Origin of the sequence: Endozoicomonas sp. 8E (assembly GCF_032883915.1) — a bacterium.
Taxonomy (GTDB): Bacteria; Pseudomonadota; Gammaproteobacteria; order Pseudomonadales; family Endozoicomonadaceae; genus Endozoicomonas_A.
Map to the genome: position 1 here is coordinate 6,424,251 of NZ_CP120717.1, position 25,359 is coordinate 6,449,609.

Consider the following 25,359-nt stretch of genomic DNA (forward strand, 5'->3'; position numbering starts at 1 on the left):
TCACGGCAATTAGAAAGCACGATTGGTATAAAAATACTCTCCTGTGTGACATAAAACCGCTTCAGCAGAATCTGCCCTAATCAGGATTTGTGATATGCTTGAGCCCGTTTAAAGTTATCCAGGTGAGTACCGTCCTTTTTGCCATGCACTGAAGCACTCTGGCTTTGAAAGGTCATCCCAAAAGCAGGTATTCCCTCACCAAGTCAATGGAAAAGGTTTCTGAGCATGCCGGAAAAAAAGCAGGGCTTCGCCTTTGAGCAGTCGCTCACAGAACTGGATACACTGGTCCAGCAAATGGAATCCGGTGATATGTCGCTGGAAGAGTCACTGAAGGCCTTTGAAAAAGGGGTAAAGCTGACACGTGAATGTCAGAAAGCCCTGACTGAAGCAGAACAGAGAGTCCAGCAGCTTCTGGAAAATCAGGGTCAGCCGGAAACCCGCCCGTTCGATCCGACAGAAGGCCAATAACCCATGACTCTGCTGGAATACATCAAGGGTTGTCAAAGCCGCGTTGATGAGCAGCTCAAAAATCATCTTCCCGGAATCAGTCAGGTCAGCGAAAGACTGGTTGAGGCTATGTCCTACTCCGTTTTTAACGGCGGCAAACGTGTTCGACCGATCCTGGTTTATGCCGCCTCTGAAGCCCTGGGCGGCGAGCAGACTCAGGCAGACCCTGCTGCCTGCGCTGTAGAGCTGATCCACGCGTACTCCCTGGTGCATGATGATCTTCCAGCGATGGATGACGATGACCTTCGAAGAGGCAAACCCACCTGCCACAAAGCTTTTGATGAAGCCACCGCCATTCTGGCCGGTGACGCTTTGCAAACCCTGGCTTTTGAAGTACTGGCTAGCAACAGTCATGAATTACCCGCGCCTGTCCGTCTGCAACTGGTCGGGGAGCTGGCCCGTGCTTCTGGCCATGGGGGTATGTGCGGTGGCCAATCCATGGACCTCAACTCGGTAGGCAGTCCTCTGAATCAGGAACAGCTGCAGTTAATGCACAGCCACAAAACCGGGGCGCTGATTCGCGCCAGTGTTGTCATGGGCGCCATCTCAAGCGGTAAAGTCGAAAGGGAACAACTGACCCACCTTATTCGTTATGCGGACGCTATTGGTCTGGCTTTTCAGGTTCAGGATGACATTCTTGACGTCACTGTCGACACCAAATTGCTGGGCAAACAACAGGGGGCAGACCTGGCTCTCGACAAGCCCACCTACGTATCGCTCATGGGACTGGATGGAGCCAGGGAACTCGCCAGCTCCCTTTGTCAGCAGGCGATTCACTCCCTTGAAAGCTTCGGGGGTCGAGCCAAAATCCTCAGACAAATGGCAGAGTATGTCATCCAGAGATCTCATTGAACCGATGTGAGCAGTATTCCCATAGAAAAAACCTCCTGTTCAGGTACAATCCTATAATTCACCGATGACATTTACTGTTATCATTCTTTGCCCTTTGGGTAGAGTGTGGAATGATATCAGTCTCTCATGACTGTGTTATGACGCTGTCAGGCTTCGATACCCTCAAACCTGGCAAACTGCCGGAAGCATCAAGGTTTCCCCTTCCCGTCCCATGCAAGTTGTGGTGAATGAGGAACTACGTCGAATTTTTGAAAAGCGACCTGGAAGATCGGTTCCCCTGAAAAAGTCGCTTTTTATGGCTGAGAGGCCTGGATCGCAAGCAAACATGTTTCACGAAATACCCAAGACAAAACCTGATACTCCGCTGTTGGATCAGGTCAATACTCCTGAACAGCTGCGCCAACTTGATAGAACAGATCTGCCCCAGCTGGCCCGGGAGCTCAGAGAATTTCTGCTCTACTCGGTTGGTCGGGTAGGTGGGCACTTTGGTGCCGGGCTGGGTGTTGTTGAACTGACTGTCGCCCTGCACTATCTCTTCGATACCCCCCATGATCGCCTGGTATGGGACGTGGGCCATCAGACCTATCCCCATAAAATAATCACTGGCCGCAAAGACAAAATGAGCACCCTTCGTCAGAAAGACGGTCTGGCTGCGTTTCCAAAAAGAGAAGAAAGCGAGTTTGATACTTTTGGCGTAGGTCACTCCAGTACGTCTATCAGTGCCGCAATGGGCATGGCGACCAGCGCCCGACTGAAAGGAGAAAAACGTCGTACCGTTGCAGTGATTGGCGATGGCTCCATGACTGCCGGGATGGCTTATGAAGCCATGAACCATGCCGCCGACCTCAAGGCCAACATGCTGGTTATTTTAAACGACAATGACATGTCCATTTCAAAAAGCGTGGGCGGCTTGTCGAATTATCTGACCAAAATCTTATCCAGCAGGACCTATCACCATATTCGGGAAGGCAGCAAGAAAGTACTTAATGGCATACCCCATGCCTGGGAGCTGGCGCGCAGGACCGAAGAACACATGAAGGGAATGATCATTCCCGGCACACTGTTCGAAGAAATGGGTTTTAACTATTTTGGTCCTATTGACGGCCACGACCTGCCCATGTTGCTGCACACTCTTGAGAACCTCAAAGATCTGGACGGTCCTCAGTTCCTGCACGTAGTAACCCGCAAGGGTAAGGGCTTCACACCCGCAGAAAAAGACCCTATTGGTTATCACGCCATCACCAAACTGGAACCCAGCTCCAAAGCCAGTGAAGACAAACCCAGTCTTCCCAAAAAGCCCAAGTACTGTAATGTCTTTGGTCAATGGCTCTGCGACATGGCAGCAAAAGACGACAAACTGGTAGGTATTACCCCGGCCATGTGTGAAGGCTCGGACCTGATTCGCTTTGCTGATCGCTACCCGGATCGCTATTTTGATGTCGCCATTGCCGAACAGCACGCAGTGACTCTGGCTGCTGGTATGGCTTGTGAGGGGATGAAGCCCGTCGTAGCGATATACTCTACTTTCCTGCAAAGAGCCTACGATCAGCTGATTCACGACGTTGCTGTTCAAAAGCTGAATGTTCTTTTCGCCATCGACCGGGCAGGCATGGTTGGCGAAGACGGCCCGACTCATGGCGGCTGTTTCGATATTGCCTACCTGCGCTGTGTACCTGAAATGCTGGTTATGACGCCTTCTGATGAAGATGAAACCCGTCGTATGCTCTCTACAGGTTACCAGTATCAGGGACCGGCTTCTGTCCGTTACCCAAGAGGAACCGGACCCGGTGTCGCGATCAGTGAAAGTCTGGAAACCATGACAATCGGTAAAGGAGAAGTTCGTCGTCAGGGACAACAAGTAGCTATTCTCTCTTTCGGCACTTTGCTGCAGAACGCTCTGCAAGTCGCTGACGAACTGGACGCCACTGTCGCAAACATGCGCTTTGTCAAACCACTGGATAAAGAGCTCATTCAACAACTGGCCAAAGATCATGAACTACTGGTCACTCTGGAAGAAGGCTGCATTGCCGGTGGAGCCGGATCAGCCGTTTCCGAGTTCCTGAACGAGCATGGCATCAATGTGCCCATCATGCAGCTGGGCATTCCGGATGACTACATCGAAGCCGCCAGTCACAAACAACAACTGGCCGAGTGTGGACTGGATGCCGGGGGCATCAAACGATCCATTTTGAAACGCATGAGCCGGAGCCTGAAAAGCGCGATTAAGATCGCCCACGTCACACCAGCCTGATCATCTCATTATCAGCCTCCTGTTCATGGGAGGCTGATTCATTTCACTTCTGTTACTGTGATCTATTGCTGAACAGATGTCGCTAAATGCATAGCTTCTTCACCTTCCATCTGAATGGTTACATCTTCATACAGTGATATTTTATTGTCGCGCATCTCTATATAGCCAAATATTTTAAACAGGGCGGTAGAGCCCTCATTAGAGGTCACTCTGGAGGTGTGGTGATCGAACCCCCGGTCACCGTCAAAAAAAATCCGATGCACAGAAATATCTACGCTCCTGGTATGCTCCTTTATCCACTGTAATCGTTCGCAAATTTGCCGGCTGCCCTCCAGACGTCTTTCATTGATGATTATGACGGCGTCCTCCGTAAAATAATCAGTCACTTTTGAGGTGTCATGCTTTGCCAGGACAATTTGTAGAGCATCACAGAAAAGTTGCACTTTTTGCTGATAAGTCATTACCTTTGCATTCATGAGTACTATTCCTACCTTCGACATCCTCCCCGCCGTGAAGAGGGTGTCGCAAAACTCTCTCCAGCGTGGGAACGAGTTGACTCCCGTCATTCTCGTCATTCCCGCGAAGGCGGGAATCCACACTGACTCACCACCAGAACCGTACTGCCCGGTGCTCCCCTGGCCTTGTCATCCCCGAGAAGGCAGAGACCCACCGTTGGCGCTGGATTCCCGCCTTCGCGGGAATGACGACCTCAGAGCATGGGAACGAGCTGTTGGAGTTTTGCGACACCCTCTGAACGACGGGGATTCCTACAGCTAGAAGGTCATGCCCGAGCGCAGTGTACACCTTACCCAACAGCGGCATACACCTTATTCGACAATCTGCTCTACCTTTCGGATTGTCTGGGCGACCCCTTTAACAAACACGGGCAGAAAGCGGAAGGTATTTTACTTTTCCTGTCAGGTAGCGTAATCGCTAAAAACACCTGACGGATAGCAAAACAGCACAAGGGGCTTGCTCTGCAAGCCGAGCTTTCATCCCCGTCCTCAAAGTACGGGGTTTTACGCTCATTCGATAAGAAAGGTTCAATTTCTTCAGATATCCCACCCATTCTGAACCAACTGGAAATTGATTCAAATGAATGGCTCAAAACCATGAGATGGAATAACCGCCTTTATCGGGCAATGGGCAGGCTGGAAGCCATGAAAACTATTGCTCGGAAAATGAGGCAGTAATGAGTATAGGGATCGTTTACCTGTAGTCGCTCATTTCATGGCGTAAGCTGACTGCCCAACTTTTCCATTGTTATTTGTTTGTCCTGTCATATGGGGACCTTTACTATTTCTGACTTTTCCCCTTTTGAGCTATTCGTTTGTCGTTTGTTATGACAAACGATTATTCTGCTTGGCTGTAGGTTTGATGGTCTGCTGGGCTCGCGGTTAATAGGCCGTATTTTATATTTTTATATGGATGTCCTATTTTTCTTTTGAACTTTAATGACCATTACCTGTCTAAAACTTAGATGGCCATTGCTCGTCTAAAACTACAAGTTATTACGAGGGATATATAATGACTTACGGAGTAACAACCAGCGCCGCAGTCAGTGCGGTAACTCAACCGCCGCATTACAGTGCAGCCGCGTCCAGGACCGATTCGGAGGCTACAACGCTTTTTCCACGTGTTGATCAGCCTTCTGCAGATGAGGCTTCAGGCATTGCAGCCCGTAAAGCAACTAAAAGAAAGTTTGAAGAAGTACTGTTGGTTCCGACAGACAGGCCGCCTTCTGGCAGTCATCCCTCTACTTCCATTTTGGAAAATAGAGAAAATAACCATGAAAAATATTCACAAATGACTAACGCAGAATATGCTAGCACGTTTAGTTATGACGATCCGTTAGGATCAAATATAGAAGTTATCCTGGGAACAGGGGATTCAATTTGGGCTGAGTTGCCTTCCATTTATAGTGCGTGTCATCGTTATTGTTATCTTCTGATTTCTGCGAGTGAGAACAGAATTAATGCAGCCATGCATACTGCCATGAATGAAATAAACCTTGACTCTCATAAGGGAGAGGTCGATGATTTTTTAGAGGAATTCGGTGATAAAAAGTATAAAAAACTACTTTTTGTAAGAGACCATGAACTCTACTCCCATCTTGTTGAAAATGGTATCAGATTGGGTAACAACAGCGACGTTTATGTGTGTTTTTTTAATGAAAATCCTGTTACCGCATCCGACTACGATATTCAGTGTGATGCAAGACATAACAAATACGTGATATTAGACTCATCCGATAAATCAATCATAAAAGAGGGCAGAATATTTCATGATTAAATCCTCATTAGCCGACAGCTTGCACTAAGTTCTGTGCAAACTGTCAAGTGCCGAAAACAATGGAAAATACAAGACACTCGTAACCTGTTCCTTTTTTGGGATATATGGTTGATTTGTTTCCAGTAGCATTTTTGGGTGCCCAGTTTATTTCATATGGGACCTTTGCTGTTTCTGACTTTTTCCCCTTTTGAGTCATTCGTTTGTCGTTTGTTATGACAAACGATTATTCTGGGGAGCTGTCAGGGTTTGACGGGCTGCTGGGCTCGCGGCTTATGGGCTGTATTTATATGGATGTCCTACTTTTTTCACCAAGAGCCAGAGACAGTTCGCATCTGGCTCCAACTCAGACATCATGCAGTATCGTACAAGTGTCCCAGCTTCCAGACCTTGGTGGTCAGGTACTTCTCGTTATGAGGATTCTGCCCGGTCTGGTGGGGCTGACGATGAACAATATCAATCCCCTGACGGGTCAAGGCTTCAACCTTTTTAGGGTTATTGGTCATCAGTAGTAACTGTGTAACCCCCAGATGATCCAGCATGGTCTTGCACATATCGTATTTGCGCAGATCAGCAGCGAAACCCAGTTCTTCATTGGCTTCTACGGTATCCAGACCTGTATCCTGAAGCTGGTAAGCCCGTACTTTGTTCAGCAGGCCAATGCCACGACCTTCCTGACGCAGATAAAGAATAACCCCGCGTCCGGCTTCGGCAATCTTGCGCATAGCCTCCTCAAGCTGGGGGCCGCAATCACAGCGCATGCTGAAAAGAGCATCTCCGGTCAGACACTCTGAATGAACCCGTGCCAGAACGGGACCACCCTGACTCACATCCCCCATGGAGAGAGCCAGATGCTCCTTGCCGGTGCCACTCTCTTCAAATCCATGCATCATGAACTCACCGAAAGGGGTGGGCAAGCGAGACTCTGCAACGTAACGAACAGACACTCACTACTCCTCAAGACAGTCGTGCGTTGGGATTGTAGCATTACAGGATGTTACAGGCGAGTTAATATGGAGCCTCCAGTGTCATGACCCCGCCTTCTTCACTGAATCGGATATTCTTCAGATAACTCATGCCCAGTAACACGTTTTCAGGGCTGCCGCCTTCAATGACCGTCGCTTCAACATTGACAACCCGTATACCACCGACGGACACAAAACCCAGCATCACCCGAAAACCTCTGACGACGCCACTGGCCGTTTCGACACGAACCGCACTGCCATCCCTGTAGCGGATACCAAGACGGTCAGCCGTGGCACTGTTGATGGCGACAACATTCGCTCCGGTATCGATCAGCACCTGAACCGGATTATTGTTAATGACACCCTGGGCAAGGTACTGCCCATCATTGCTTCTGTTGATTCGAAACGTCAAAAGCTCCGGCGATTGAATGCCGTTACCCATATCGCGACTGAGAAAATAATCTTTCGCTACACCATTGATTTCGAGCCGGGCTTTTCGACTGCTGGCGTCGATCAGTTGGACACCTTTTACCGGTTGTTGACCAACCTTAAGAAATTGACGCTCACCATCAATGAAGACAAGAGCTTTGTCTGGAAACAGGGCCACTACCCTGACATTGACGGCGTGGGAAGAGTGTGAAAAAAACAACAACAGGCTGGTAAACACCCCAGCAATCACCCTGAAAGAGAATACTGATTTCATTCTATTTTTTATTTTGATCACCCACGAAGGGTTATAACCCAAATCCGTTTAGGCTCTATCTTGCTCACCGCAGGCATCAGGGTCAAGTTGTTAGACACAGCCGAATATTTTATTCTCGAAAACACCCACCAACTCTCAGAGCCGACTCTCAACTCTATGACTCTGAGATCCAACAGACCACAAGCCATCACAACACAAAATAAGCAATCACCTGAAGAGAGATAAGCGCAAAAATACCAGCAACTATGTCGTCTATCATTATACCCAGACCACCATGCACTCTCTTGTCCAGCCAACCAATAGGCCAGGGTTTCCAGATATCGAAGATTCGGAACAGGATAAAGCCGGCCAATACCCACTCCCAACCACTGGGCGCAGCCAGCATAGTGATCCAGTAACCGACAAATTCATCCCAGACAATACCAGGATGGTCATGGACGCCCAGATCTTTAGAAGTCTTTCCACACAGCCAGATGCCCAAAATAATACTGACAACCAGTACTAAAAAATAATTCCAGAGCGGCAGGTACTGGAACATCAAATAGAAAGGAATGGCCGCTATGGTACCAACGGTTCCCGGCGCAACAGGCGACAGGCCACTACCCAGACCAAAGGCAAAAAAATGAACCGGATTTTTCCAGACTGAGGGTGTATTGCTCATAAGTACCTGTAGTCCATGAAAGAATGCTCTTTCATAAAAAAGATGTCACTAAAAGTGCTGGTAGGCTCGGGGAGAAAGTGGCTGTGCCGTCTCCGCATCCATCAGCCCGGCAGCAGAAGTTATACGACCGATACAGGTTACAGGATTTTCTGCCAGCAGGCTGTCAGGAAGCAGCAACTTTTTTCGATCGGGCCATGTAAAGCACAGCTCATAATCATCTCCTCCAGTCAGGGCCAGCTTCCTGGCTTTCTCCAGACCCAGCAAACTTTTCAGCTCTTTGGAGACGGGAACCAATGACGTATTGACTTCAGCACCAACTTGACTGGCGTTGAGAATATGCCCCAAATCGCCCAATAGACCGTCGGAAATATCCAGGGCAGCCGTGGCCCCATTTTCCAGTAACCACTGACCCAACGCTATTCTGGGTGTCGGTCGATAGAAACGTTCCAGCAGATGACGTTGTTCAAGGGTACGAACACTCTCCGGGCTCTCACCTCTCAAAACATCAGGCAACGCACCGGCAGCGTCCCCAAAACGACCACTGACGTAAATCAAATCCCCGACTTTAGCGCCATTTCGCCGCAGCGCTTTAGCTTCTGGTAAGGTTCCCTGTACCTGTATTGAGAGGGTCAATGGCCCCAGAGTGGTGTCACCCCCGATCAGTCCTATCTGATGGGTTGACGCAAGCTCTGCCAAACCGTCAGAAAACGACTGAAGCCAGATATCATTGGATTCTGGCATGGTCAGACCCAGCGTAAAGCTGTGGGGTTTTGCTCCCATAGCGGCGAGATCACTGAGATTAACGGCCAGCGCCCGATAACCCAGCAGATAAGGGTCGCAGTTTTTCGGAAAGTGGATGCCTTCAACCAGCGTATCCAGAGATTGAGCCAGTTGCTGACCAGGATGAAGAGACAGAAGTGCACAATCGTCGCCTATACCAACGACATCACTTAAGTGAGATCGAAGACCCGGACGGTCGAAGAAACTGCGAATCAGATCAAATTCGCCAAGCGCCATGAAAGGTTCCAGCCAAACAAAAATATGAGTTTAACGTGCTGCCAGGCGGGTTAACAGATCAGGAGACAACAGCGCCACCCCCTGATCGAAAACCGATTACTTCCGACGGAAGTTACGCACTTCATCAGGACGAACACGGGGTGCCAGCTTGTCCAGAATGCCGTTTATGTAACGGTGAGAATCCTGGGCACCAAACCGCTTAACCAGCTCAATAGCTTCATTAATGACCACACGGTATGGAACATCGGAGCGGTTCATCAGTTCGTAGCAACCAATGCGCAGAGCCGACATCTCAACCGGGTCCAACTGTGAAATGGGGCGGTCCAGTAGCGGCGACATGGCGTCATCGAGTTGACTGGCTTCACGGGCAATCCCGGTCAGCAGCATGTGGAAATAGCCATCGTCCACCTTGCTGAAATCGTTGTCCGCACGGAACTGCATTTCAATCTGGGTGATGGATGACTGGGACATCTGCCACTGGTACAGGGCTTGTAGCGCCAGTTGACGTGCACGACGACGGGCAGATGGTTTTGGACGCGGGGCAGATTTCTGCCCGGCTTCCTGCTTCTCAGTGGACAACTCAGGCCTCCAGTTTCTTGAGCAGGGATACCATTTCGAAAGCTGCCATGGCAGCCTCTTCACCCTTGTTACCCGCTTTGGTGCCGGCGCGCTCGATAGCCTGTTCAATAGTGTCTACGGTCAGAACACCGAAGCTCACTGGAATTTCTTCGTCCAGATTCACAGTGGACAGGCCTTTCACACACTCGTTAGCAACGAATTCAAAGTGTGGTGTACCACCACGAATGACAGCACCCAGAGCAATAATAGCGTCGAAGCGTTGGGTTTTGGCGACTTTTTTAACAGTCAGTGGAATTTCGAACGCGCCCGGGCAACGAACGATAGTAATATCTTCTTCCGCAACACCGTGACGGGTCAGGCTGTCCACAGCAGCATTGAGCAGACTTTCTACAACAAAGGCATTCCAGCGGCCAACAACAATTGCATACTTGCCGCCATTTGCCTGCAGAGTACCTTCGATGGTTTGCAATGACATTGCGTTTTCCTCAATAAATCTTTGTAATGCACTGAATTCAGAGTACATGTGCTCTGACGTTCAGTCTTCACACGGAATATATTCAACGATTTCCAGATCAAATCCGGACAGGGCAGCGAAGCGAACCGGTGAGCTGAGCAGACGCATTTTACCTACTCCAAGGTCACGCAGAATCTGTGAACCGGTGCCAATGGTCAGATAAGCACCGGACATACCGTTGCTGCCACTCTTGCCTTCCGAGAACTTTTCCATTGCTCCACCCAGGTCCAGTCTGGACTCAGAGTCCAGCAGCACAATCACACCACGACCTTCACTGGCCACTTTGGCCATCGCCTTGTGCAGTGGCCAGCTGGACTTACCGTTTTCTGGATGTGCCGACAGCAGATCACGGAATGGTTCCATAGCATGAACTCGCACCAGAGCCGGAGAGTTCGGCGTAATATAGCCCTTGGTCAGGGCAATGTGCGTAGCGCCGCTGATAGAATCCTTGTAGGCCGTCATATCGAACTGGCCAAAATCGGTATCCAGTGTGCGCCGCTCTGACTTTTCAACGGTTTTCTCATTCAGGATTCGGTAGTTGATCAGATCAGCGATGGTGCCGATTTTCAGATCATGCTCTTTGGCAAACACTTCCAGATCGGGACGACGCGCCATAGTGCCGTCTTCGTTCATGATCTCGATGATGGCAGCTGCCGGTGTCAGTCCGGCCAGACGGGCCAGGTCACAACCGGCTTCGGTATGACCCGCACGGCTGAGTACACCGCCAGGCTGCGCTCTCAATGGGAATACATGGCCTGGCTGGACAATATCGCCGGGGCGGGACAGTGGGTCCGCTGCCACCCGAATGGTTCTGGCCCGGTCATGGGCAGAAATACCTGTGGTTACCCCTTCCGCGGCTTCAATAGAAACGGTAAAAGGTGTACCAAAACCCGATGCATTGTCTTCCGACGTCACCATCGGAGGCAGCCCCAGAAAATCGCAGCGCTCTCCGGTCAGTGTCAGGCAGAGCAGACCTCTGGCCTCCCGGGCCATGAAATTCACGATCTCGGGAGTGATTTTTTCAGCAGCGATTATCAGGTCCCCTTCGTTTTCACGGTCCTCATCATCTATAAGGATGACAGGCTTTCCGAGGCGAATATCCTCAATAATCTCTTCGATGGAGTTAAGCTGCATAACACCCCCATGTGTGTTTTTATACATCCGGTATGCGAAACCGGCGTATTCTAACGGTTTCGTTCCCAAGCTGGAAGCAGTCACTTCATAAAGCCATGTTCGGCAAGAAAACCGGCTGTCAGGCTGGCAGGAGCGGATTCGCTCTGTCCCCTGAGGCTCGAGTCCATCAGCCTTTCCAGATACCTGGCCAGCACATCCACTTCCAGATTGATTTCTGTTCCTGCCCGGTACCCGGCAATAATGGTTTCCTGGCGGGTATGAGGCACGATGTTCAGGGCAAAGCGACAGCCATCCACCCTGTTTACCGTTAAACTGACACCATCTATCGTGACTGACCCCTTGTGGGCAATATACCGGGCCAGATTAGCGGGAGCCTCGACCCAATAGACCGTCGAACGACCCGAAGGTTCGATGGAGACAATTTTACCGACACCGTCGACATGACCACTGACCAGGTGACCACCCAACCGGGTTGAAGGCGTCAGCGCTTTTTCCAGATTCAAGGCAGAACCGACAGCCAGACCCGAAAGCGTTGAATATTCAAGCGTTTCCAGGGAAACATCGGCCACATATCCCCGTCCGGTCAATTCCACCACAGTCAGGCAGACGCCATTGGTGGCAATGCTGTCACCCAGCTTTACATCAGAAAGATCCAGCGAACCTGAGTTGACCGTTAACCTCAGATCACCGGAGCGGGGTTCTACTTTTTGCAGGCTACCAACAGCCTCGATAATGCCTGTAAACATGAGTAGTGAATCTCAGTAATCAGTGTTCTGTTTAAACGTTGCCTTGATGAGCCAGTCATCGCCAATAGCACGAATATCAGAGATATTCAGACTCAGCTTTTCTGACATGGACTGGAATGGAAGGTTCAATAATGTCCGGGCTTCTGACCCCATCAAGATCGGGGCCATAAAGATATTCAGCTCATCCACCAGTCCTTCACTGACAGCCGACCCGGCAAGGGTAGCTCCTGTTTCCAGCAATACTTCCTGACAATTTCTTTGAGCCAGTTCACTCATTAATGCGTTCAGATCCACCTGCCTGCCGGCGTTCAACCTGATCACTTCAGCACCAGCGGCCTCCAGCTCTGCCTGTCGGCTCTGCTCTGCCTGATCCGTGCAGACAATCAGAGCCCTGCCCGGCCCAGTGACCACTTTCGCGTTGACAGGGGTTTGCAGGGATGAATCCAGAACCACCCTGAGTGGTTGTCTGCGAGCCAGTTTTTCAGCGTCTGGCAGCCCCAGTTCTTCGGCCCTGACAGTCAATGAAGAATTATCGTGAAGAATGGAGCCAACCCCGGTAATTACGGCACAGCTCTGCGCCCGGAGCTTTTGAACTTCACTGCGGGCAGCGGGTCCGGTAATCCACTGGGATTCACCACTGGCCATAGCTGTTCTGCCATCGAGACTCATGGCCAGCTTGAGTCGGACGAAAGGTTGCCCGCTCTCCATCTTTTTGATGAAACCAGGATTCAATGCTCTGGCTTCGGCCTCAAGAACACCGGATTCAACCTCAATGCCGACGTCACTCAGCCTTTTCAAACCAAGACCCGACACCATGGGGTTAGGGTCTTCCATAGCAGCGACCACCCGGCTCACTTTGGCCTTGATCAGCGCTTCTGCACAGGGCGGTGTTTTTCCGAAATGATTACAGGGCTCAAGGGTGACATAGGCCGTTGCTCCCTCAGCCTGGTCACCGGCCATTTCCAGGGCATGCACTTCAGCATGGGGCTCACCACAACGCTCATGAAAGCCTTCACCGACAATGACACCATCCTTCACGATCACACACCCTACCCTAGGATTGGGCATTGCCGTGTATAACCCTTTACGCGCCAGTTGCAGCGCACGAGACATCATTTCATGATCAATGGCAGACGCCATGGGATCTTCTCCGGGCTCAGTCAGAAATGGGGCCAGTTTATATGAATTTACCTCCGGCATCACTCACTGGTGAAAGCGCCCGATAAAATTTAATGAGGATAATACTCACTTCTCAGAGCCCCTTCCCGCAAGTAAAATCAACCTACTGCAAATGAGAAGAGTTGAGAGCAAGCAAATGCAACAACTTCGATTTCACCATGTCGGCATACCCACCCGCGAAAAGCTGTCGGAAGACTGTTATAACAAGGAATTGAAGCATCATGCCACCGGGTATTTCGAAACCCCTTATGGTGTTGAGTGGATGAATTTTGATGACGACAATACATTACCGGAAATTATAAAAACCACGCCCCACATTGCCTTTGAAGTGGACGACATTCAGGAAGCCCTAAAAGGAAAAGAAGTCGTTCTTGAGCCCACTTCTCCGGCAGAACATGTCACAGTGGCTTTTATAAAAGATGGTAGAACACTCGTAGAGCTGATTCAGTTTGACCGGCCAGAAAGTGAGATCTGGCCACATCCGGAAAAATTCCTGCTAAAGTAAGCCGCGTGGGCCTTTAGCGGGGCTTTCGGTTAAAAGATTCAGTTAAAGGCCAATATTGTCTTACGTCCGGGCTGACAAAGGTGGCCATGGACGCGACTCTTCACTCTCAATCCAGGCCTTTACCCAACCTTCCGGCTCTGGACACCAGTCTTCCCTGCCCATGGCTTTTCTGACTCGCCCAGTGTCCACTATCCGGCCCTTCTCGGTGACGGCTGTTCTTAACAGGATTGAAGAAGCCGGTTCACCTTTAACCCACATGGACTGGATAATATAAACCCATCGCTCATCCATCGCAGCCACCTGAGTGTACATAGTTACTTTGTCGAACATCCGAACCCGCTTTCGATAACGAGTGGTACTGCCAGCAACCACCAATCCCCAGCGCTCTCTTTTGAGGACATCAGACAGCCCACACTGAATAGAAAGAGTAAACCGGCCCAGATCATAGAGCGTCAAAACCCGACCATTGTTCATTTCCATGAACAGATCTAAATCCCATGGCATACAGCGAAAGCAGTTTTCACTGACAGCATCGACGGAAATTTTGGGTGCTTTTTTGGCTTTACCGATTGTGGTCAGGAGTCGAATAAATGGATACATACTCAAATCTTCTAGTAATTATGCCAAGCATCATAGCCATTCAAACAGTAGAAAGAAACAAGCGTTTAAAACTGAGTGACTCACGTCTGATAATCAATAGTTCAAAGTCTGTTCGAAGCTGATTTGTTGTCTAAACTATCCTGGATAGCTTTAAGCCATGTTGGAGATGTTTCATGGCTAAGAACTAAGCGCATGCAAGTGATGACAGGACGTAATGACAGTCTCCCCTCACTAACGACGTACCCGTTGATGAAATCTGTCGGGAATATTACAAGCCCGGAGATAAGAGAGGGAGAGGCCAGGAAAACAAGCCCTTGTTCCGGAGTAAACTATGAAAAAAATATTATTTATTGTTCTATGTTGGCTAATTACCAGCCCTGTATTGGCGTTACCTGCTATTAAACCAGCTCCTCTGAATAAGGGTGATACCGTTGCCTTAATTTCCAGCGGCTTTCGTGTTAATACCTCCCAGGATGTGCAATTTGCAACAGAACGACTGCAGGCACTGGGCTTGAGCGTTATCTACGGTAAAACTATTTTTCAACAAACCGGATATTTTGCAGGTACTGATCAGGCACGAGCTGCTGATATCAATGACATGTTTGCCAATCCAAAAGTAAAAGCCATTATCGAGTTACGGGGCGGCTGGGGGTCAGCGCGAATACTGGAATATTTAGATTTTTCTTTAATCAAAAAGCATCCCAAGATTTTTATGGGTTTTAGCGACATTACCACCTTGCTGCTAGCCATCCACCAGAAAACCGGCTTAATAACGTTTCACGGCCCGATGGCTGCTGCTTTTCCCTGGACACAATACACCGTTAATTATTTAAAAAAAATTCTCTTTGAAGGTAATGCCATTACCATGGGCAACCCCATCATCAAAAGCGATGATTTAACCCGTACTGTTGCAAGGATTCAAACTATTCGCCCTGGCATTGCCACAGGGGAAATCCTGGGTGGCAATTTATCCGTTTTAGTTTCTATGCTGGGAAGCCCTTACTTACCCGGTTTTAAAAATAAAATTCTGTTTTTGGAAGACACTGGTGAAGATGTTTATCAAATTGATCGCATGTTAACCCAGTTACAAACTGCCGGTATATTAAAAGAAATCTCTGGCTTTATTTTTGGTCAATGTACAAATTGTAATGCCAAGGTTCCTTATGGCTCTTACCGCTTGCAGGAGGTGTTAAAACAACACATCTCACCCTTGAATATTCCAGCCTGGAATGGAGCAATGATTGGCCATCAGGCAAATATTTTTACCCTTGGTCAAGGTACGAAGGTTCGTATCGACGCAAGCAAGGGTACTATTACTATGCTGGAACCTTCCGTCAATCCCTGAAGCGAAAATTTTGTACCAAAAGCCGGAAACTGAGAACAGACCACCAAAACAGATGCTAAGCAATATTTATATGGCAGCACTTCAGTACTTCCTCTGGATATCATTCTCAGAACTCAATATACTACCCCCTCATTCGGGGGAGTAGCCTGCCTGACAGACAACAGGTGTGTACGTCAACATCATTGGTCATTCGACTGTGGCGTATACGGCAGTGTAACAACACATTGCCTGGCGAGACTCGGTTGGCAGCACTGGTTTATGAGGGCCTGGTGATTGCTAGCTGTGTCAAAAGCCCTCTCGCCTTTTGATATGATTGAAACTCTATCCTTTGTTGCCGCCATAGCCGTAGGCTTTGTTGTTCTGTCCGCAAGTGCTGATCGTTTGATCGAAGTCGCTTCTACCCTGGCCTCTCGATTGGGTATGTCCATTCTGACCATCGGTATGACCATTGTTGCTTTTGGTACATCTGCACCAGAGCTTTTGGTATCGTCTGTCGCCGCATTGGACGGTTCTGGCGGTATCGCCATTGGTAATGCCCTGGGTTCCAACATCATCAATATCGGCCTGGTACTGGCGTTGTGCGGAATTATTTATCCATTGGTAGTCAGCCGTCGTATTATTACCCGTGAGTTGCCCCTGTTAGGGCTGGTCGTCGCTTTCACAATGGCTCTGATAGTGGATGGCGACCTCAGCCAGATGGATGGATTTATCCTGGCCGGAGCCCTGATGGCCTATTGCTTCTATCTGGCAAAACATTCCGGTGGTGACAGTGAAGATGAAGAAGAAGTGGTTATTCTCTCTATCCCGACCGCCAGAGCCGTTGTGGAAAGTCTGGTGCTGCTGGCTCTGCTGATGGGCAGCTCAAAACTACTGGTTTGGGGTGCCAGTGAACTGGCCCGCTCATTCGGTATCAGTGAAATGATTATCGGTCTTACCGTCATCGCTTTCGGAACCAGTCTGCCGGAAATGGCTGCTGCTTTGGCCAGTGCTCGAAAGGGTCTGTTTGATCTGGTGATGGCCACCGTTATTGGCTCCAACATATTTAACCTGTTAGGCGTTCTGGCCTTTCCCGGGATTCTCACTGGCGGACTGGAAATTGATTCAACTGTCCTGCAGAGGGATGGCCTGGCAATGACCGGGCTTACTGCGCTTCTGGCGATTTGCATACTAACCAGCCTGTCAATGGATCGCGACGAAACCAGCACTTCTTCATCCATGACCATGGGAAGATTGGCATGCAGCAGGTTACCACGCTACAAGAGCGCCATTATTCTTGCACTATTTGCCATCTATATGGGTGTGCTGGCCCTGTCAATCATTGGCTGATGAACGAAAAACCCTACAATGAGGTCAGCAATGGCCTCATTGTTTATCAGTGGTTTCGAGTCGTTCAATTTCTTCCCGGAATTCATTCAGGTCCTTGAAGTGACGATAAACAGAGGCAAACCGGATATAGGCTATTTCGTCCAGCTCACGAAGTACACGCATCACTTCTTCGCCCAGAACCAGAGATTTTATTTCCCGCTCACCGGTGGCCCGGAGCCGGTGCTTGATCCGGTTCACGGACTCTTCAATCTGTTCCATACTGACAGGACGCTTTTCCAGAGCTTTGGATATGCCCGCCCTTAGCTTTTCTTCATTGAAGGGTTCACGGGAACCATCTCTTTTGACCAGCCTGGGAATCAACAACTCTGCCATTTCATAAGTCGTAAATCGTTCACTACAGGTCAAACATTCACGACGACGTCGCACCTGGTTACCATCTGCCACCAGGCGGGAATCAATGACTTTGGTATCGACAGCGTTGCAAAAAGGGCAGTGCATGGGTAAGCGAAACGTTTTTCAGAGTGAGTCTTCCATCATAATTCACCCCTGTGAAATTACCAATACTTTGCAGAATGAAGTGACCTGTGTGAGTAAGCCGCTGACCCGGTTCAGGTCAGCGGTCTTACGTTGGAAAACAGCCTTGGATCAGCTGTAGACAGGCAGACGCTTGCAGATTGTCAAAACCTTCGCCTTCACATCCGCGACAACCTGCTCATTACCAATGTTTTCAAGTACATCACAGATCCAGCCTGCCAGGGCAGCGGAATCTTCTTCATTGAACCCACGGCGCGTAATGGCCGGAGTACCAATACGCAGACCACTGGTGACAAATGGAGAGCGAGGATCATTTGGAACAGCATTCTTGTTGACCGTAATGTTAGCTTCACCCAGAGCTGCTTCGGCGTCTTTACCGGTGTACTCTTTACCGATCAGATCCATGAGAAACAGATGATCGTCAGTACCGCCGGATACAACTTTGATGCCGCGCTCGAGCATAACCCGGGTCATCGCCTGGGCATTTTTCACGACCTGCTGCTGGTAAGTCCTGAAGTCATCGGACATGGCTTCCTTAAAGCAAACCGCTTTAGCTGCAATCACGTGACACAGGGGACCACCCTGGGACTCGGGGAACACAGCAAAGTTGAACTTCTTGTTCAACTCTTCATCATCGTTAGCCAGGATCAGACCGCCGCGGGGACCACCCAGGGTTTTGTGAGTAGTAGTCGTAACAACATCGGCAATGCCTACCGGAGACGGATAAACACCAGCAGCAACCAGACCAGCCACGTGAGCCATATCTACCAGCAGGAAAGCACCTACCTTGTCGGCTATATCACGGAAACGCTGCCAGTTCACAACACGGGAGTAAGCCGAGAAGCCTGCAACGATCATTTTTGGCTTGTGCTCATCGGCCAGACGCTCAACTTCTTCGTAGTCGATCTCACCGGTTTCAGGGTTCAGGCCATACTGGACCGCTTCATAAATACGGCCGGAAAAACTGACCTTGGCGCCGTGAGTCAGATGGCCACCATGGGCCAGACTCATACCCAGAACCTTGTCACCCGGCTTAATCAGAGCCATGTAGACCGCCGCATTGGCCTGGGAGCCGGAATGAGGTTGCACGTTTGCGTAACCGGCACCAAACAACTCTTTGGCTCGATCAATGGCCAGCTGTTCAGTGACATCAACATGCTCGCAGCCACCGTAGTAGCGCTTGCCCGGGTAACCCTCTGCGTATTTGTTGGTCAGGACAGACCCTTGTGCTTCCATCACTCTGGGGCTGGTGTAATTTTCGGAAGCGATCAGTTCGATGTGCTCTTCCTGGCGAACCGCTTCAGCGTCGATGGCAGCCTTGAGTTCAGGGTCGAACTCAGCGATGGACATGTCCTTTCTGAACATTAATGATTCCTCGGAATGTTGCCTGTTAATGAGGTTTTTCGGCGACCATTCTAATACAGCTGTTCAGGATTTCGTATCGAAAAAGTTTCATGTCAATTTGAGCCAGGCTCATGGGCTCTGACTTAGCTTTCTGGCAGCCAGAGTCCTCAGTCATGATCTGATCAAAGCTCCAGGGGGAGTCAGCCGGGAAATCATCGGGCTTACATTTCATGTCAGCCGCTGCATCTCTTTTTGCAGACCGATAGGCTTTTGGCAAGACCTCATCAATCTTACCGTTTAGGCCAGGGTTATCTTCGAGTAGATCGAAGATGGCACCTCGTTGTTTAGCGATACTGACCAGCCAGCTCCTGTACCAGTCCGTCATTGTGTGCTGATCGTCTTTTCCGGACTGCATTTGCCATTTCAGCAGGTGCAAAAGCAATTCTTTAACACAACTGCGTAAAGCCTGATACTGAGCCTTACCCATGTCTTCAATTTCCTCTACCAGATTGGCAATATCAAGCTCATTGAAACGACCTTGCCTAATCAACTCGGCCTGACGATACGACCAGCTATAGAAATCAGTGTCATACAGGTTTTCCATAAATATACCTTCATTGCCCTAACACTGTAGGCAAAGAACGGAAGGGAATCAAAATGAAACATGCAGAGGCTGACGCCTTTGCGGAGTAAGTACGAGCATACAGAAATGCCTCAAAAGTGCTATTATACGGAGGCTTCAGTCAAACCTATTATGGATGCCCAAATTGTCACAATACGTCTATACCATGAACCGGGTGAGCAAGACCGTTCCCCCGAAGCGCCAGATTCTTAAAGATATTTCCCTCTCTTTTTTCCCCGGTGCCAAGATTGGCGTCCTGGGTCTGAACGGCGCCGGTAAGTCCACTCTGCTGCGCATCATGGCTGGTGTTGATCAGGAATTTGATGGCGAAGCCCGCCCACAACCCGATCTGAATGTTGGTTACCTGCCCCAGGAGCCGCAACTGACACCCGGTAAAACAGTCCGTGAAGTGGTGGAAGAGGCACTGGGTGAAATCAAGGAAGCCCAAGACAAGCTGGACGCCGTTTACGCAGCTTACGCTGAGCCCGATGCGGACTTTGACGCCCTGGCGGCAGAACAGGCCAGACTGGAAAACATTATTCAGGCGGCCGATGCCCACAACCTGGAGCGCAAACTGGACGTCGCTGCTGACGCTCTGCGCCTTCCCGAGTGGGATGCTGTCGTAGACAATCTGTCAGGTGGTGAGCGCCGTCGTGTAGCTCTATGCCGCCTGCTGCTTTCCAGCCCCGAAATGCTGCTGCTGGACGAGCCTACTAACCACCTGGATGCCGAGTCAGTGGCCTGGCTGGAGCGCTTCCTCGTCGAATATCCAGGAACCGTTGTGGCTATCACCCACGATCGTTACTTCCTGGATAACGCAGCTGGCTGGATTCTGGAGCTGGACCGTGGCCACGGTATACCCTGGGAAGGTAACTACAGTGACTGGCTGGAGCAAAAAGAAGCCCGACTCGAGCAGGAAAGCAAGCAACAAGACGCTCATCGAAAAGCGATGCAACAGGAACTGGAATGGTCCCGCTCAAATGCCAAAGGTCGCCAGTCCAAATCCAAAGCACGTCTGGCACGCTTTGAAGAGATGCAGTCCCAGGAATTTCAGGCCCGTAACGAAACCAACGAAATCTACATTCCGCCCGGCCCAAGACTGGGTGATAAAGTTCTGGAATTCAATCATGTTTCCAAAGGCTTTGGTGATCGACTGCTGATCGACGACCTGAGTTTCAGCATTCCCAAGGGCGCTATTGTCGGTATCATCGGGGGTAACGGTGCCGGTAAAACCACTCTGTTCAAGATGATTACCGGGGACGAACAGCCTGATTCCGGGAGCATCGAACACGGCGAGACGATCAAAATCTCTAATGTTCAGCAGATGCGTGACGAGCTGAAAGACGACAAAACTGTTTTTGAAGCGATCTCCGATGGCCAGGACATTCTGCGCATCAATGGCTATGAAATGCAGTCCCGCAAATACATTGGCCGTTTCAACTTCAAAGGCGGTGACCAGCAGAAGCGTGTGGGTGAACTCTCCGGTGGTGAGCGTGGTCGACTGCAACTCGCCGCAACACTGAAAGAAGGCGGCAATGTTCTACTACTCGACGAACCTTCCAATGACCTCGACGTAGAAACCCTGCGTGCCCTGGAAGACGCGCTTCTGGCCTTCCCCGGCTGTGCCATGGTGATCTCTCACGACCGCTGGTTCCTGGATCGTGTGGCCACCCACATCCTGGCTTACGAAGGCGATTCCAAAGTCACCTTCTTCGAGGGCAACTACACCGAGTACGAAGACGATCGTAAAGAGCGTCTGGGTGAAGAGGCAGCAGGCCCTCACCGTATCAAATACAAGCGTATTGACGCTTGATTATCAGTCGGTTGAGCGTAGCTTTTTTGGCTACGCTCCTCAAACACGCCGCTGTATGAGTCAACACTGTGTGGTTCATCCAGTTACGCCGCCATTAACCGGGCGGCCTGAAAATAAGACCACCCGTAATATCAAAAAACCATCAAAGTCTGCTTCAGGCGAGTGACGAAGGCCCGGAAAGAACTGGAAGCATTTGCTCCATGTGCTCTCAATTTGTCTGGCTGCGCCCTAAAAGTTGCTGCGGCCACTCGTGGGAACAAGTTTGACTTTGAATCTACCAAGTTCAGCCATTGGATCGCCAGCGTTGAATAATGGCAGCTTCTCATCAAGTTTATTTGAGTAGTCGATAACACAATCAGTGTTATATCCACGTAGTTGCGGAACTTGTGAAATTATTTCATTTGGATTTGTCGTTCCATCCAACTGTTGTATTATCAGCCCCTCTGCGGAATTTTCACCGGCGTATATCCTCATCCCCCTACCCATAATGAAGAATGGCTCATCGGCTCCTAACTCTGTTGCAACCTTTAGTGCTGATCTTAATTTTATATAGCGGATTCTTTTTCCATCAATAGAAATTGGTGGATTCAACCTGAATTCCTGTTCGTAAAACAGCGATCCTTCTTTAGTTCGAACGCACTCCATTGTCTTCTCTGCAAAAGCTGCGGAAGACATGCATATAATAACTATTGGTAATATCAGATTGGATTTAAACATCTCATACCCTTTTGAACAACGTGTTTAAAATAATACATGTTTGTTTTTTTTCAACATCAACCGACGCCCGGTACAGCAATGCTCTTCAGCACTTCCGGCTATTTGCTTTTTAAGCGACCGCGAACGAAAAGTATTCAAGAGACGTTTCTTTTTAGAAGCTGACCGCTTAAGCCTGAATGAGTGTAGAACTTTCCAAAGAATCGTCTAGCCTTCTCATTTCTGCGAAATAATTCGGAATTTATGGCTATGCTGCTTAAGTTACTCAGTGGTCTACCTCTTGGTTTGATCTGCACTATTACAGGCTCAACACTGTCAAATAGCGCACAATCTTCCGGAGCGGTTTTTGTTGGGAGAATGGGAGGCTTGGAAGTACAGGTTCAGGGAGATAAAGCCCTGTTTAGAAACAACGAGATACTTCACAAAAGCAACCCTTTGTCTCTGGCAATGGATAATAAAGGCATTCAAAAAATAGAAATAGAACCGGACAAGATAGAAATTTACAAAGATAAAAACAACTTGCCAGACACCATTTATTTTCCACTACTCATTGAGCCAACCCCGACGGCCACAGGTTTTCAAACCATTGACCAAACCAGAGGGCTACAGCTACTGAACGACAGTGTTATATCACTGGCAACCACCGTAATCGATAAAACCATCATTCTTTCTACACCCAATCTGTACACCCCGCCAACGGAATACAACTCTAAAACGATCGCTTATTCTGAGGTGGAACTCTATCAGGAGACTCAAAATACATTTTACGCAACCGCTTCTATTCCTATGCTGACCCCTGTGTCCTCAGCGGCATCCGACGGGGATTATATTGACCTTGATTTTGAAACTCGGGATACCATCAGGGTTTACCCAAAAAGAAAGGACTCTGACTCCACATCCGGTTTTTTTGAGCAGATTATCAGAAAAGTGCCTGATAGCCCTGAGAAAAAAAACGAAAACGGAGGGCAACAGGAAGAGCAAACGACCACTTCGTCCGGTGATAACCCCAACTCAGAAGACACTACGACAGAAGCGACAACAGATTCCTCGACCACAGTCGAAACTGCCTCAACCCCCACACAACGATCGGAAGCCTCAGCACTGGATGAAAAAGCGGATGTAACGCCGAAGCCTCTATCTGAAAATTTCAACACGTATCACTCAATAGAAAACAGTTCGAATCAAATCGTGCTTGATGCCATTAGAGCATTCATTGAAGAAAATGATGAACAGGACCTTTCATGGGTTGTACTTGAAAAAATTCATGGCTGCAATTACAGCTTCTGGACGGATGGCAGCATTGTTAAGGTGGGTAGAAGGAATGACTGGATTGGTGATGATGAAAACTTTTATAACCACCGCCCGGTAAATGAACAATACAGAGAAATGATTCTTGATATGCACCGGAAGTTCTGTAAAGAAGGAGACATTTTAAATGTTACCGGCGAACTCTACGGCAAATCTGTTCAGAAAGAAGTTTTTTATCAGGATAATATCAAATTTGCGGCTTTTGACATTTTCGTCAACAAACAAAAAATAGATTATAACACTTTTAAACAATGGACTTCAGCCAGTGGCATCCCTACCGTTGCAGAGATAAAAATGTGTGACTCCCTTGAAAGTGCTCTTTCTTTCAACCCGGTTTTTACAAGTTTTCATAGTCAAACCGGTGATGTTGCAGAAGGTGTCGTCATTAAGCCTGTGCAGCCTAAATTTTTAAAATACCAAAAACCTGTCATTTTAAAAATAAAAAACCCGAGATTTGCTGAAACCAATTTAAAAAAAGTATTTCCTAACGAAAACAAACAAATAAAGCAAGAGAATCAGATTATACTTTCCTCACTTCTTGCAAAAGTAACGGAAAACCGTCTTTGTTCTGTCACTTCAAAATCAGATAAATTAACACCAAAAAACACCAATAAAATTAAGGGCGAACTTGTTAAGGATATTTTAGATGAATATGAAAGAGAGAATGAGCTAACTGCCAAGAGTAAAGTAAACGATAATAAACAGTGGAAACTTATAATTTCTGAATTATTTAAAGCCGCATATCAACTGATAAATGATCGGTCTGAGACATTTCAATAAACAGGAGAATCCATTGACTTGTTTGACTCGTTCCCATTCCGATTCATGGTAACGAGTCATTCTTTGTAAAACCTTATATCCAAACCTTACCCCTCGATAAAAACAGTCAACTGCGAAGCTGTTTGAAAAAATACCACCAAATACTGGAACGTCTCTGAAAACATTTTTGCCAGATGCTACTCATCCCAATCTTCGGTAGAATTAGTTAAAGGGCTTTCATAATTCGTAGGTTTCTCTTCACATATAAATGGTTTCAATACCCCCCCATAGACTTCTCTGAAGGCGTATGGGAAGTATGACATTTGTAACTCTGGCGTTATAGATAATATGGTAATTAAAGTGGTAATTGTTAGCATCGGAAAAAGATCAAATAATGCTTTATTTAATTCCTGGATGTTCGTTATTTTTCTCTTTAGCTCAGCCCGGGTATTTTCCGGCAAAAGAAACCAGTAGAAAAAAATAAAATAATGGTTAAATAAATAACTATCTCTCGCATACGTATATATAGTATTGCAATCAATATGATAAGAACTACCTAAACCAATATTCGGGTCAGCTCCATATACTAATAATAAAAAAATAACCTGCATGCTTTCTGTCTCAAAAATGGCTGGATGGAAAGAAGAATAGCCAATAAATCTAATACAAAAAGCAGACACATTGGGATCAGCCCCACTTTGAAGTAAATGAAGTATCATATCAACGCTTCCATGCTGAAGAGCTGCCACTATTGGATAGATAGCCTCTTCATAGATTTCTTCATCTTCACCTACTCCATCAAATTCCCTTACATTAATATTTTTTCCTTGCGTAATGAGCAGAGTAACTTTCTCCTTATCTGCACTTTTTATGGCATCTAAAAACTCTCCGGAATAAACATAAAATGGATAGAAAAAAAACGCATCTTAATAAACCTGGAAAATTGTAACCCAGTGCAATATAGCACCGAAATCAGGAAACACCTAAATGAGCAAAAATCCCCACTGACTAAAGATTGTTAATTGCGTACAATACGCAATCCGAGAAACGTCACCTTCGCTTCGCAAGACGATAAAACAGCAAAGCCCGGGA

At 48.4% G+C, this 25,359-nt stretch carries 26 protein-coding genes and 1 riboswitch; of the genes, 10 read left to right on the forward strand and 16 right to left on the reverse strand.

Annotated features, from left to right (window positions below):
• The first annotated feature begins 225 nt into the window (after window positions 1-225).
• The 3 genes from P6910_RS22530 (at window position 226) to dxs (ending at window position 3,610) form a co-directional block, all read left to right on the forward strand.
• Window positions 226-468, forward strand: a complete 243-nt coding sequence (locus tag P6910_RS22530; RefSeq protein WP_317143495.1) for an exodeoxyribonuclease VII small subunit — start codon at window positions 226-228, stop codon at window positions 466-468.
• Window positions 469-471: 3 nt separating this feature from the next.
• Entirely contained in the window at window positions 472-1,359 is an 888-nt protein-coding gene (gene ispA, locus P6910_RS22535; protein WP_317143496.1) for a (2E,6E)-farnesyl diphosphate synthase, read from the forward strand.
• A 325-nt stretch (window positions 1,360-1,684) separates the two neighbouring features.
• The gene (dxs, locus tag P6910_RS22540) at window positions 1,685-3,610 is read left to right on the forward strand and encodes a 1-deoxy-D-xylulose-5-phosphate synthase (RefSeq protein ID WP_317143497.1); all 1,926 of its coding nucleotides are present in this window, start codon (window positions 1,685-1,687) and stop codon (window positions 3,608-3,610) included.
• 62 nt (window positions 3,611-3,672) lie between these two features.
• Here the strand turns inward: dxs and P6910_RS22545 are convergent, their stop codons facing one another.
• Window positions 3,673-4,086, reverse strand: a complete 414-nt coding sequence (locus P6910_RS22545) for a nuclear transport factor 2 family protein (protein ID WP_317143498.1) — start codon at window positions 4,084-4,086, stop codon at window positions 3,673-3,675.
• A 43-nt stretch (window positions 4,087-4,129) separates the two neighbouring features.
• On the opposite strand from P6910_RS22545, the gene P6910_RS22550 reads away from it, so the two are divergent.
• Together P6910_RS22550 and P6910_RS22555 are read left to right on the forward strand one after the other, a co-directional pair.
• Window positions 4,130-4,387 carry a hypothetical protein gene (locus P6910_RS22550; protein ID WP_317143499.1) on the forward strand — a complete coding sequence of 86 codons (258 nt, stop codon included), beginning with the start codon at window positions 4,130-4,132 and terminating at the stop codon, window positions 4,385-4,387.
• Window positions 4,388-5,137: 750 nt separating this feature from the next.
• On the forward strand, window positions 5,138-5,902 hold the full coding sequence (locus P6910_RS22555) for a hypothetical protein (protein ID WP_317143500.1): 765 nt from the start codon (window positions 5,138-5,140) through the stop codon (window positions 5,900-5,902).
• 350 nt (window positions 5,903-6,252) lie between these two features.
• Here the strand turns inward: P6910_RS22555 and ribA are convergent, their stop codons facing one another.
• From ribA to ribD, 9 genes are all read right to left on the reverse strand, one after another.
• Window positions 6,253-6,846, reverse strand: a complete 594-nt coding sequence (gene ribA, locus P6910_RS22560; protein WP_317143501.1) for a GTP cyclohydrolase II — start codon at window positions 6,844-6,846, stop codon at window positions 6,253-6,255.
• 61 nt (window positions 6,847-6,907) lie between these two features.
• A complete protein-coding gene (locus P6910_RS22565) occupies window positions 6,908-7,567 on the reverse strand; it encodes a TIGR02281 family clan AA aspartic protease (protein WP_317143502.1) in 660 nt (219 codons plus the stop codon).
• 187 nt (window positions 7,568-7,754) lie between these two features.
• Entirely contained in the window at window positions 7,755-8,228 is a 474-nt protein-coding gene (locus tag P6910_RS22570) for a phosphatidylglycerophosphatase A (protein WP_317143503.1), read from the reverse strand.
• Window positions 8,229-8,276: 48 nt separating this feature from the next.
• Window positions 8,277-9,245, reverse strand: coding sequence for a thiamine-phosphate kinase (gene thiL / locus P6910_RS22575; RefSeq protein WP_317143504.1), 969 nt, complete (start codon window positions 9,243-9,245; stop codon window positions 8,277-8,279).
• A gap of 96 nt (window positions 9,246-9,341) precedes the next feature.
• Complete coding sequence (gene nusB / locus P6910_RS22580; RefSeq protein ID WP_317143505.1) at window positions 9,342-9,824, reverse strand: transcription antitermination factor NusB; 483 nt, start codon at window positions 9,822-9,824, stop codon at window positions 9,342-9,344.
• A 1-nt stretch (window position 9,825) separates the two neighbouring features.
• Window positions 9,826-10,299, reverse strand: a complete 474-nt coding sequence (ribE, locus tag P6910_RS22585; RefSeq protein WP_317143506.1) for a 6,7-dimethyl-8-ribityllumazine synthase — start codon at window positions 10,297-10,299, stop codon at window positions 9,826-9,828.
• 60 nt (window positions 10,300-10,359) lie between these two features.
• Window positions 10,360-11,472, reverse strand: coding sequence for a bifunctional 3,4-dihydroxy-2-butanone-4-phosphate synthase/GTP cyclohydrolase II (gene ribBA / locus P6910_RS22590; RefSeq protein WP_317143507.1), 1,113 nt, complete (start codon window positions 11,470-11,472; stop codon window positions 10,360-10,362).
• An 80-nt stretch (window positions 11,473-11,552) separates the two neighbouring features.
• Window positions 11,553-12,218 carry a riboflavin synthase gene (locus tag P6910_RS22595; protein ID WP_317143508.1) on the reverse strand — a complete coding sequence of 222 codons (666 nt, stop codon included), beginning with the start codon at window positions 12,216-12,218 and terminating at the stop codon, window positions 11,553-11,555.
• Between the two features lie 12 nt (window positions 12,219-12,230).
• Window positions 12,231-13,358: a bifunctional diaminohydroxyphosphoribosylaminopyrimidine deaminase/5-amino-6-(5-phosphoribosylamino)uracil reductase RibD gene (ribD, locus tag P6910_RS22600; RefSeq protein WP_317143509.1), complete on the reverse strand. Its 1,128-nt coding sequence runs from the start codon at window positions 13,356-13,358 to the stop codon at window positions 12,231-12,233.
• Between the two features lie 175 nt (window positions 13,359-13,533).
• Here ribD and P6910_RS22605 point away from each other — a divergent pair, with 175 nt between their 5' ends.
• A complete protein-coding gene (locus P6910_RS22605; RefSeq protein ID WP_317143510.1) occupies window positions 13,534-13,902 on the forward strand; it encodes a hypothetical protein in 369 nt (122 codons plus the stop codon).
• Between the two features lie 60 nt (window positions 13,903-13,962).
• Here the strand turns inward: P6910_RS22605 and P6910_RS22610 are convergent, their stop codons facing one another.
• The gene (locus P6910_RS22610; RefSeq protein WP_317143511.1) at window positions 13,963-14,502 is read right to left on the reverse strand and encodes an acyl-CoA thioesterase; all 540 of its coding nucleotides are present in this window, start codon (window positions 14,500-14,502) and stop codon (window positions 13,963-13,965) included.
• A gap of 331 nt (window positions 14,503-14,833) precedes the next feature.
• Between P6910_RS22610 and P6910_RS22615 the strand changes: the two genes are divergently transcribed.
• Both P6910_RS22615 and P6910_RS22620 read left to right on the forward strand, forming a co-directional pair.
• The gene (locus P6910_RS22615; RefSeq protein WP_317143512.1) at window positions 14,834-15,847 is read left to right on the forward strand and encodes an LD-carboxypeptidase; all 1,014 of its coding nucleotides are present in this window, start codon (window positions 14,834-14,836) and stop codon (window positions 15,845-15,847) included.
• 122 nt (window positions 15,848-15,969) lie between these two features.
• Window positions 15,970-16,125, forward strand: a riboswitch (yybP-ykoY riboswitch).
• A gap of 4 nt (window positions 16,126-16,129) precedes the next feature.
• On the forward strand, window positions 16,130-17,173 hold the full coding sequence (locus P6910_RS22620) for a calcium/sodium antiporter (protein WP_317143513.1): 1,044 nt from the start codon (window positions 16,130-16,132) through the stop codon (window positions 17,171-17,173).
• Window positions 17,174-17,209: 36 nt separating this feature from the next.
• On the opposite strand, the gene nrdR is transcribed toward P6910_RS22620, so the two are convergent.
• From nrdR to P6910_RS22635, 3 genes are all read right to left on the reverse strand, one after another.
• Window positions 17,210-17,671, reverse strand: a complete 462-nt coding sequence (gene nrdR, locus P6910_RS22625; RefSeq protein ID WP_317143514.1) for a transcriptional regulator NrdR — start codon at window positions 17,669-17,671, stop codon at window positions 17,210-17,212.
• Between the two features lie 147 nt (window positions 17,672-17,818).
• Complete coding sequence (glyA, locus tag P6910_RS22630; protein ID WP_317143515.1) at window positions 17,819-19,072, reverse strand: serine hydroxymethyltransferase; 1,254 nt, start codon at window positions 19,070-19,072, stop codon at window positions 17,819-17,821.
• A 25-nt stretch (window positions 19,073-19,097) separates the two neighbouring features.
• Window positions 19,098-19,655 carry a DUF29 domain-containing protein gene (locus P6910_RS22635; RefSeq protein WP_317143516.1) on the reverse strand — a complete coding sequence of 186 codons (558 nt, stop codon included), beginning with the start codon at window positions 19,653-19,655 and terminating at the stop codon, window positions 19,098-19,100.
• 163 nt (window positions 19,656-19,818) lie between these two features.
• On the opposite strand from P6910_RS22635, the gene ettA reads away from it, so the two are divergent.
• A complete protein-coding gene (ettA, locus tag P6910_RS22640; RefSeq protein WP_317143517.1) occupies window positions 19,819-21,486 on the forward strand; it encodes an energy-dependent translational throttle protein EttA in 1,668 nt (555 codons plus the stop codon).
• A gap of 228 nt (window positions 21,487-21,714) precedes the next feature.
• Here the strand turns inward: ettA and P6910_RS22645 are convergent, their stop codons facing one another.
• Window positions 21,715-22,203, reverse strand: a complete 489-nt coding sequence (locus P6910_RS22645) for a hypothetical protein (protein ID WP_317143518.1) — start codon at window positions 22,201-22,203, stop codon at window positions 21,715-21,717.
• Window positions 22,204-22,566: 363 nt separating this feature from the next.
• On the opposite strand from P6910_RS22645, the gene P6910_RS22650 reads away from it, so the two are divergent.
• Window positions 22,567-24,288 (forward strand): RNA ligase family protein, encoded by a 1,722-nt coding sequence (locus P6910_RS22650; protein WP_317143519.1) that lies wholly within the window; start codon window positions 22,567-22,569, stop codon window positions 24,286-24,288.
• A 176-nt stretch (window positions 24,289-24,464) separates the two neighbouring features.
• Here the strand turns inward: P6910_RS22650 and P6910_RS22655 are convergent, their stop codons facing one another.
• Window positions 24,465-25,016, reverse strand: coding sequence for a hypothetical protein (locus P6910_RS22655; RefSeq protein ID WP_317143520.1), 552 nt, complete (start codon window positions 25,014-25,016; stop codon window positions 24,465-24,467).
• Between the last annotated feature and the right edge of the window lie 343 nt (window positions 25,017-25,359).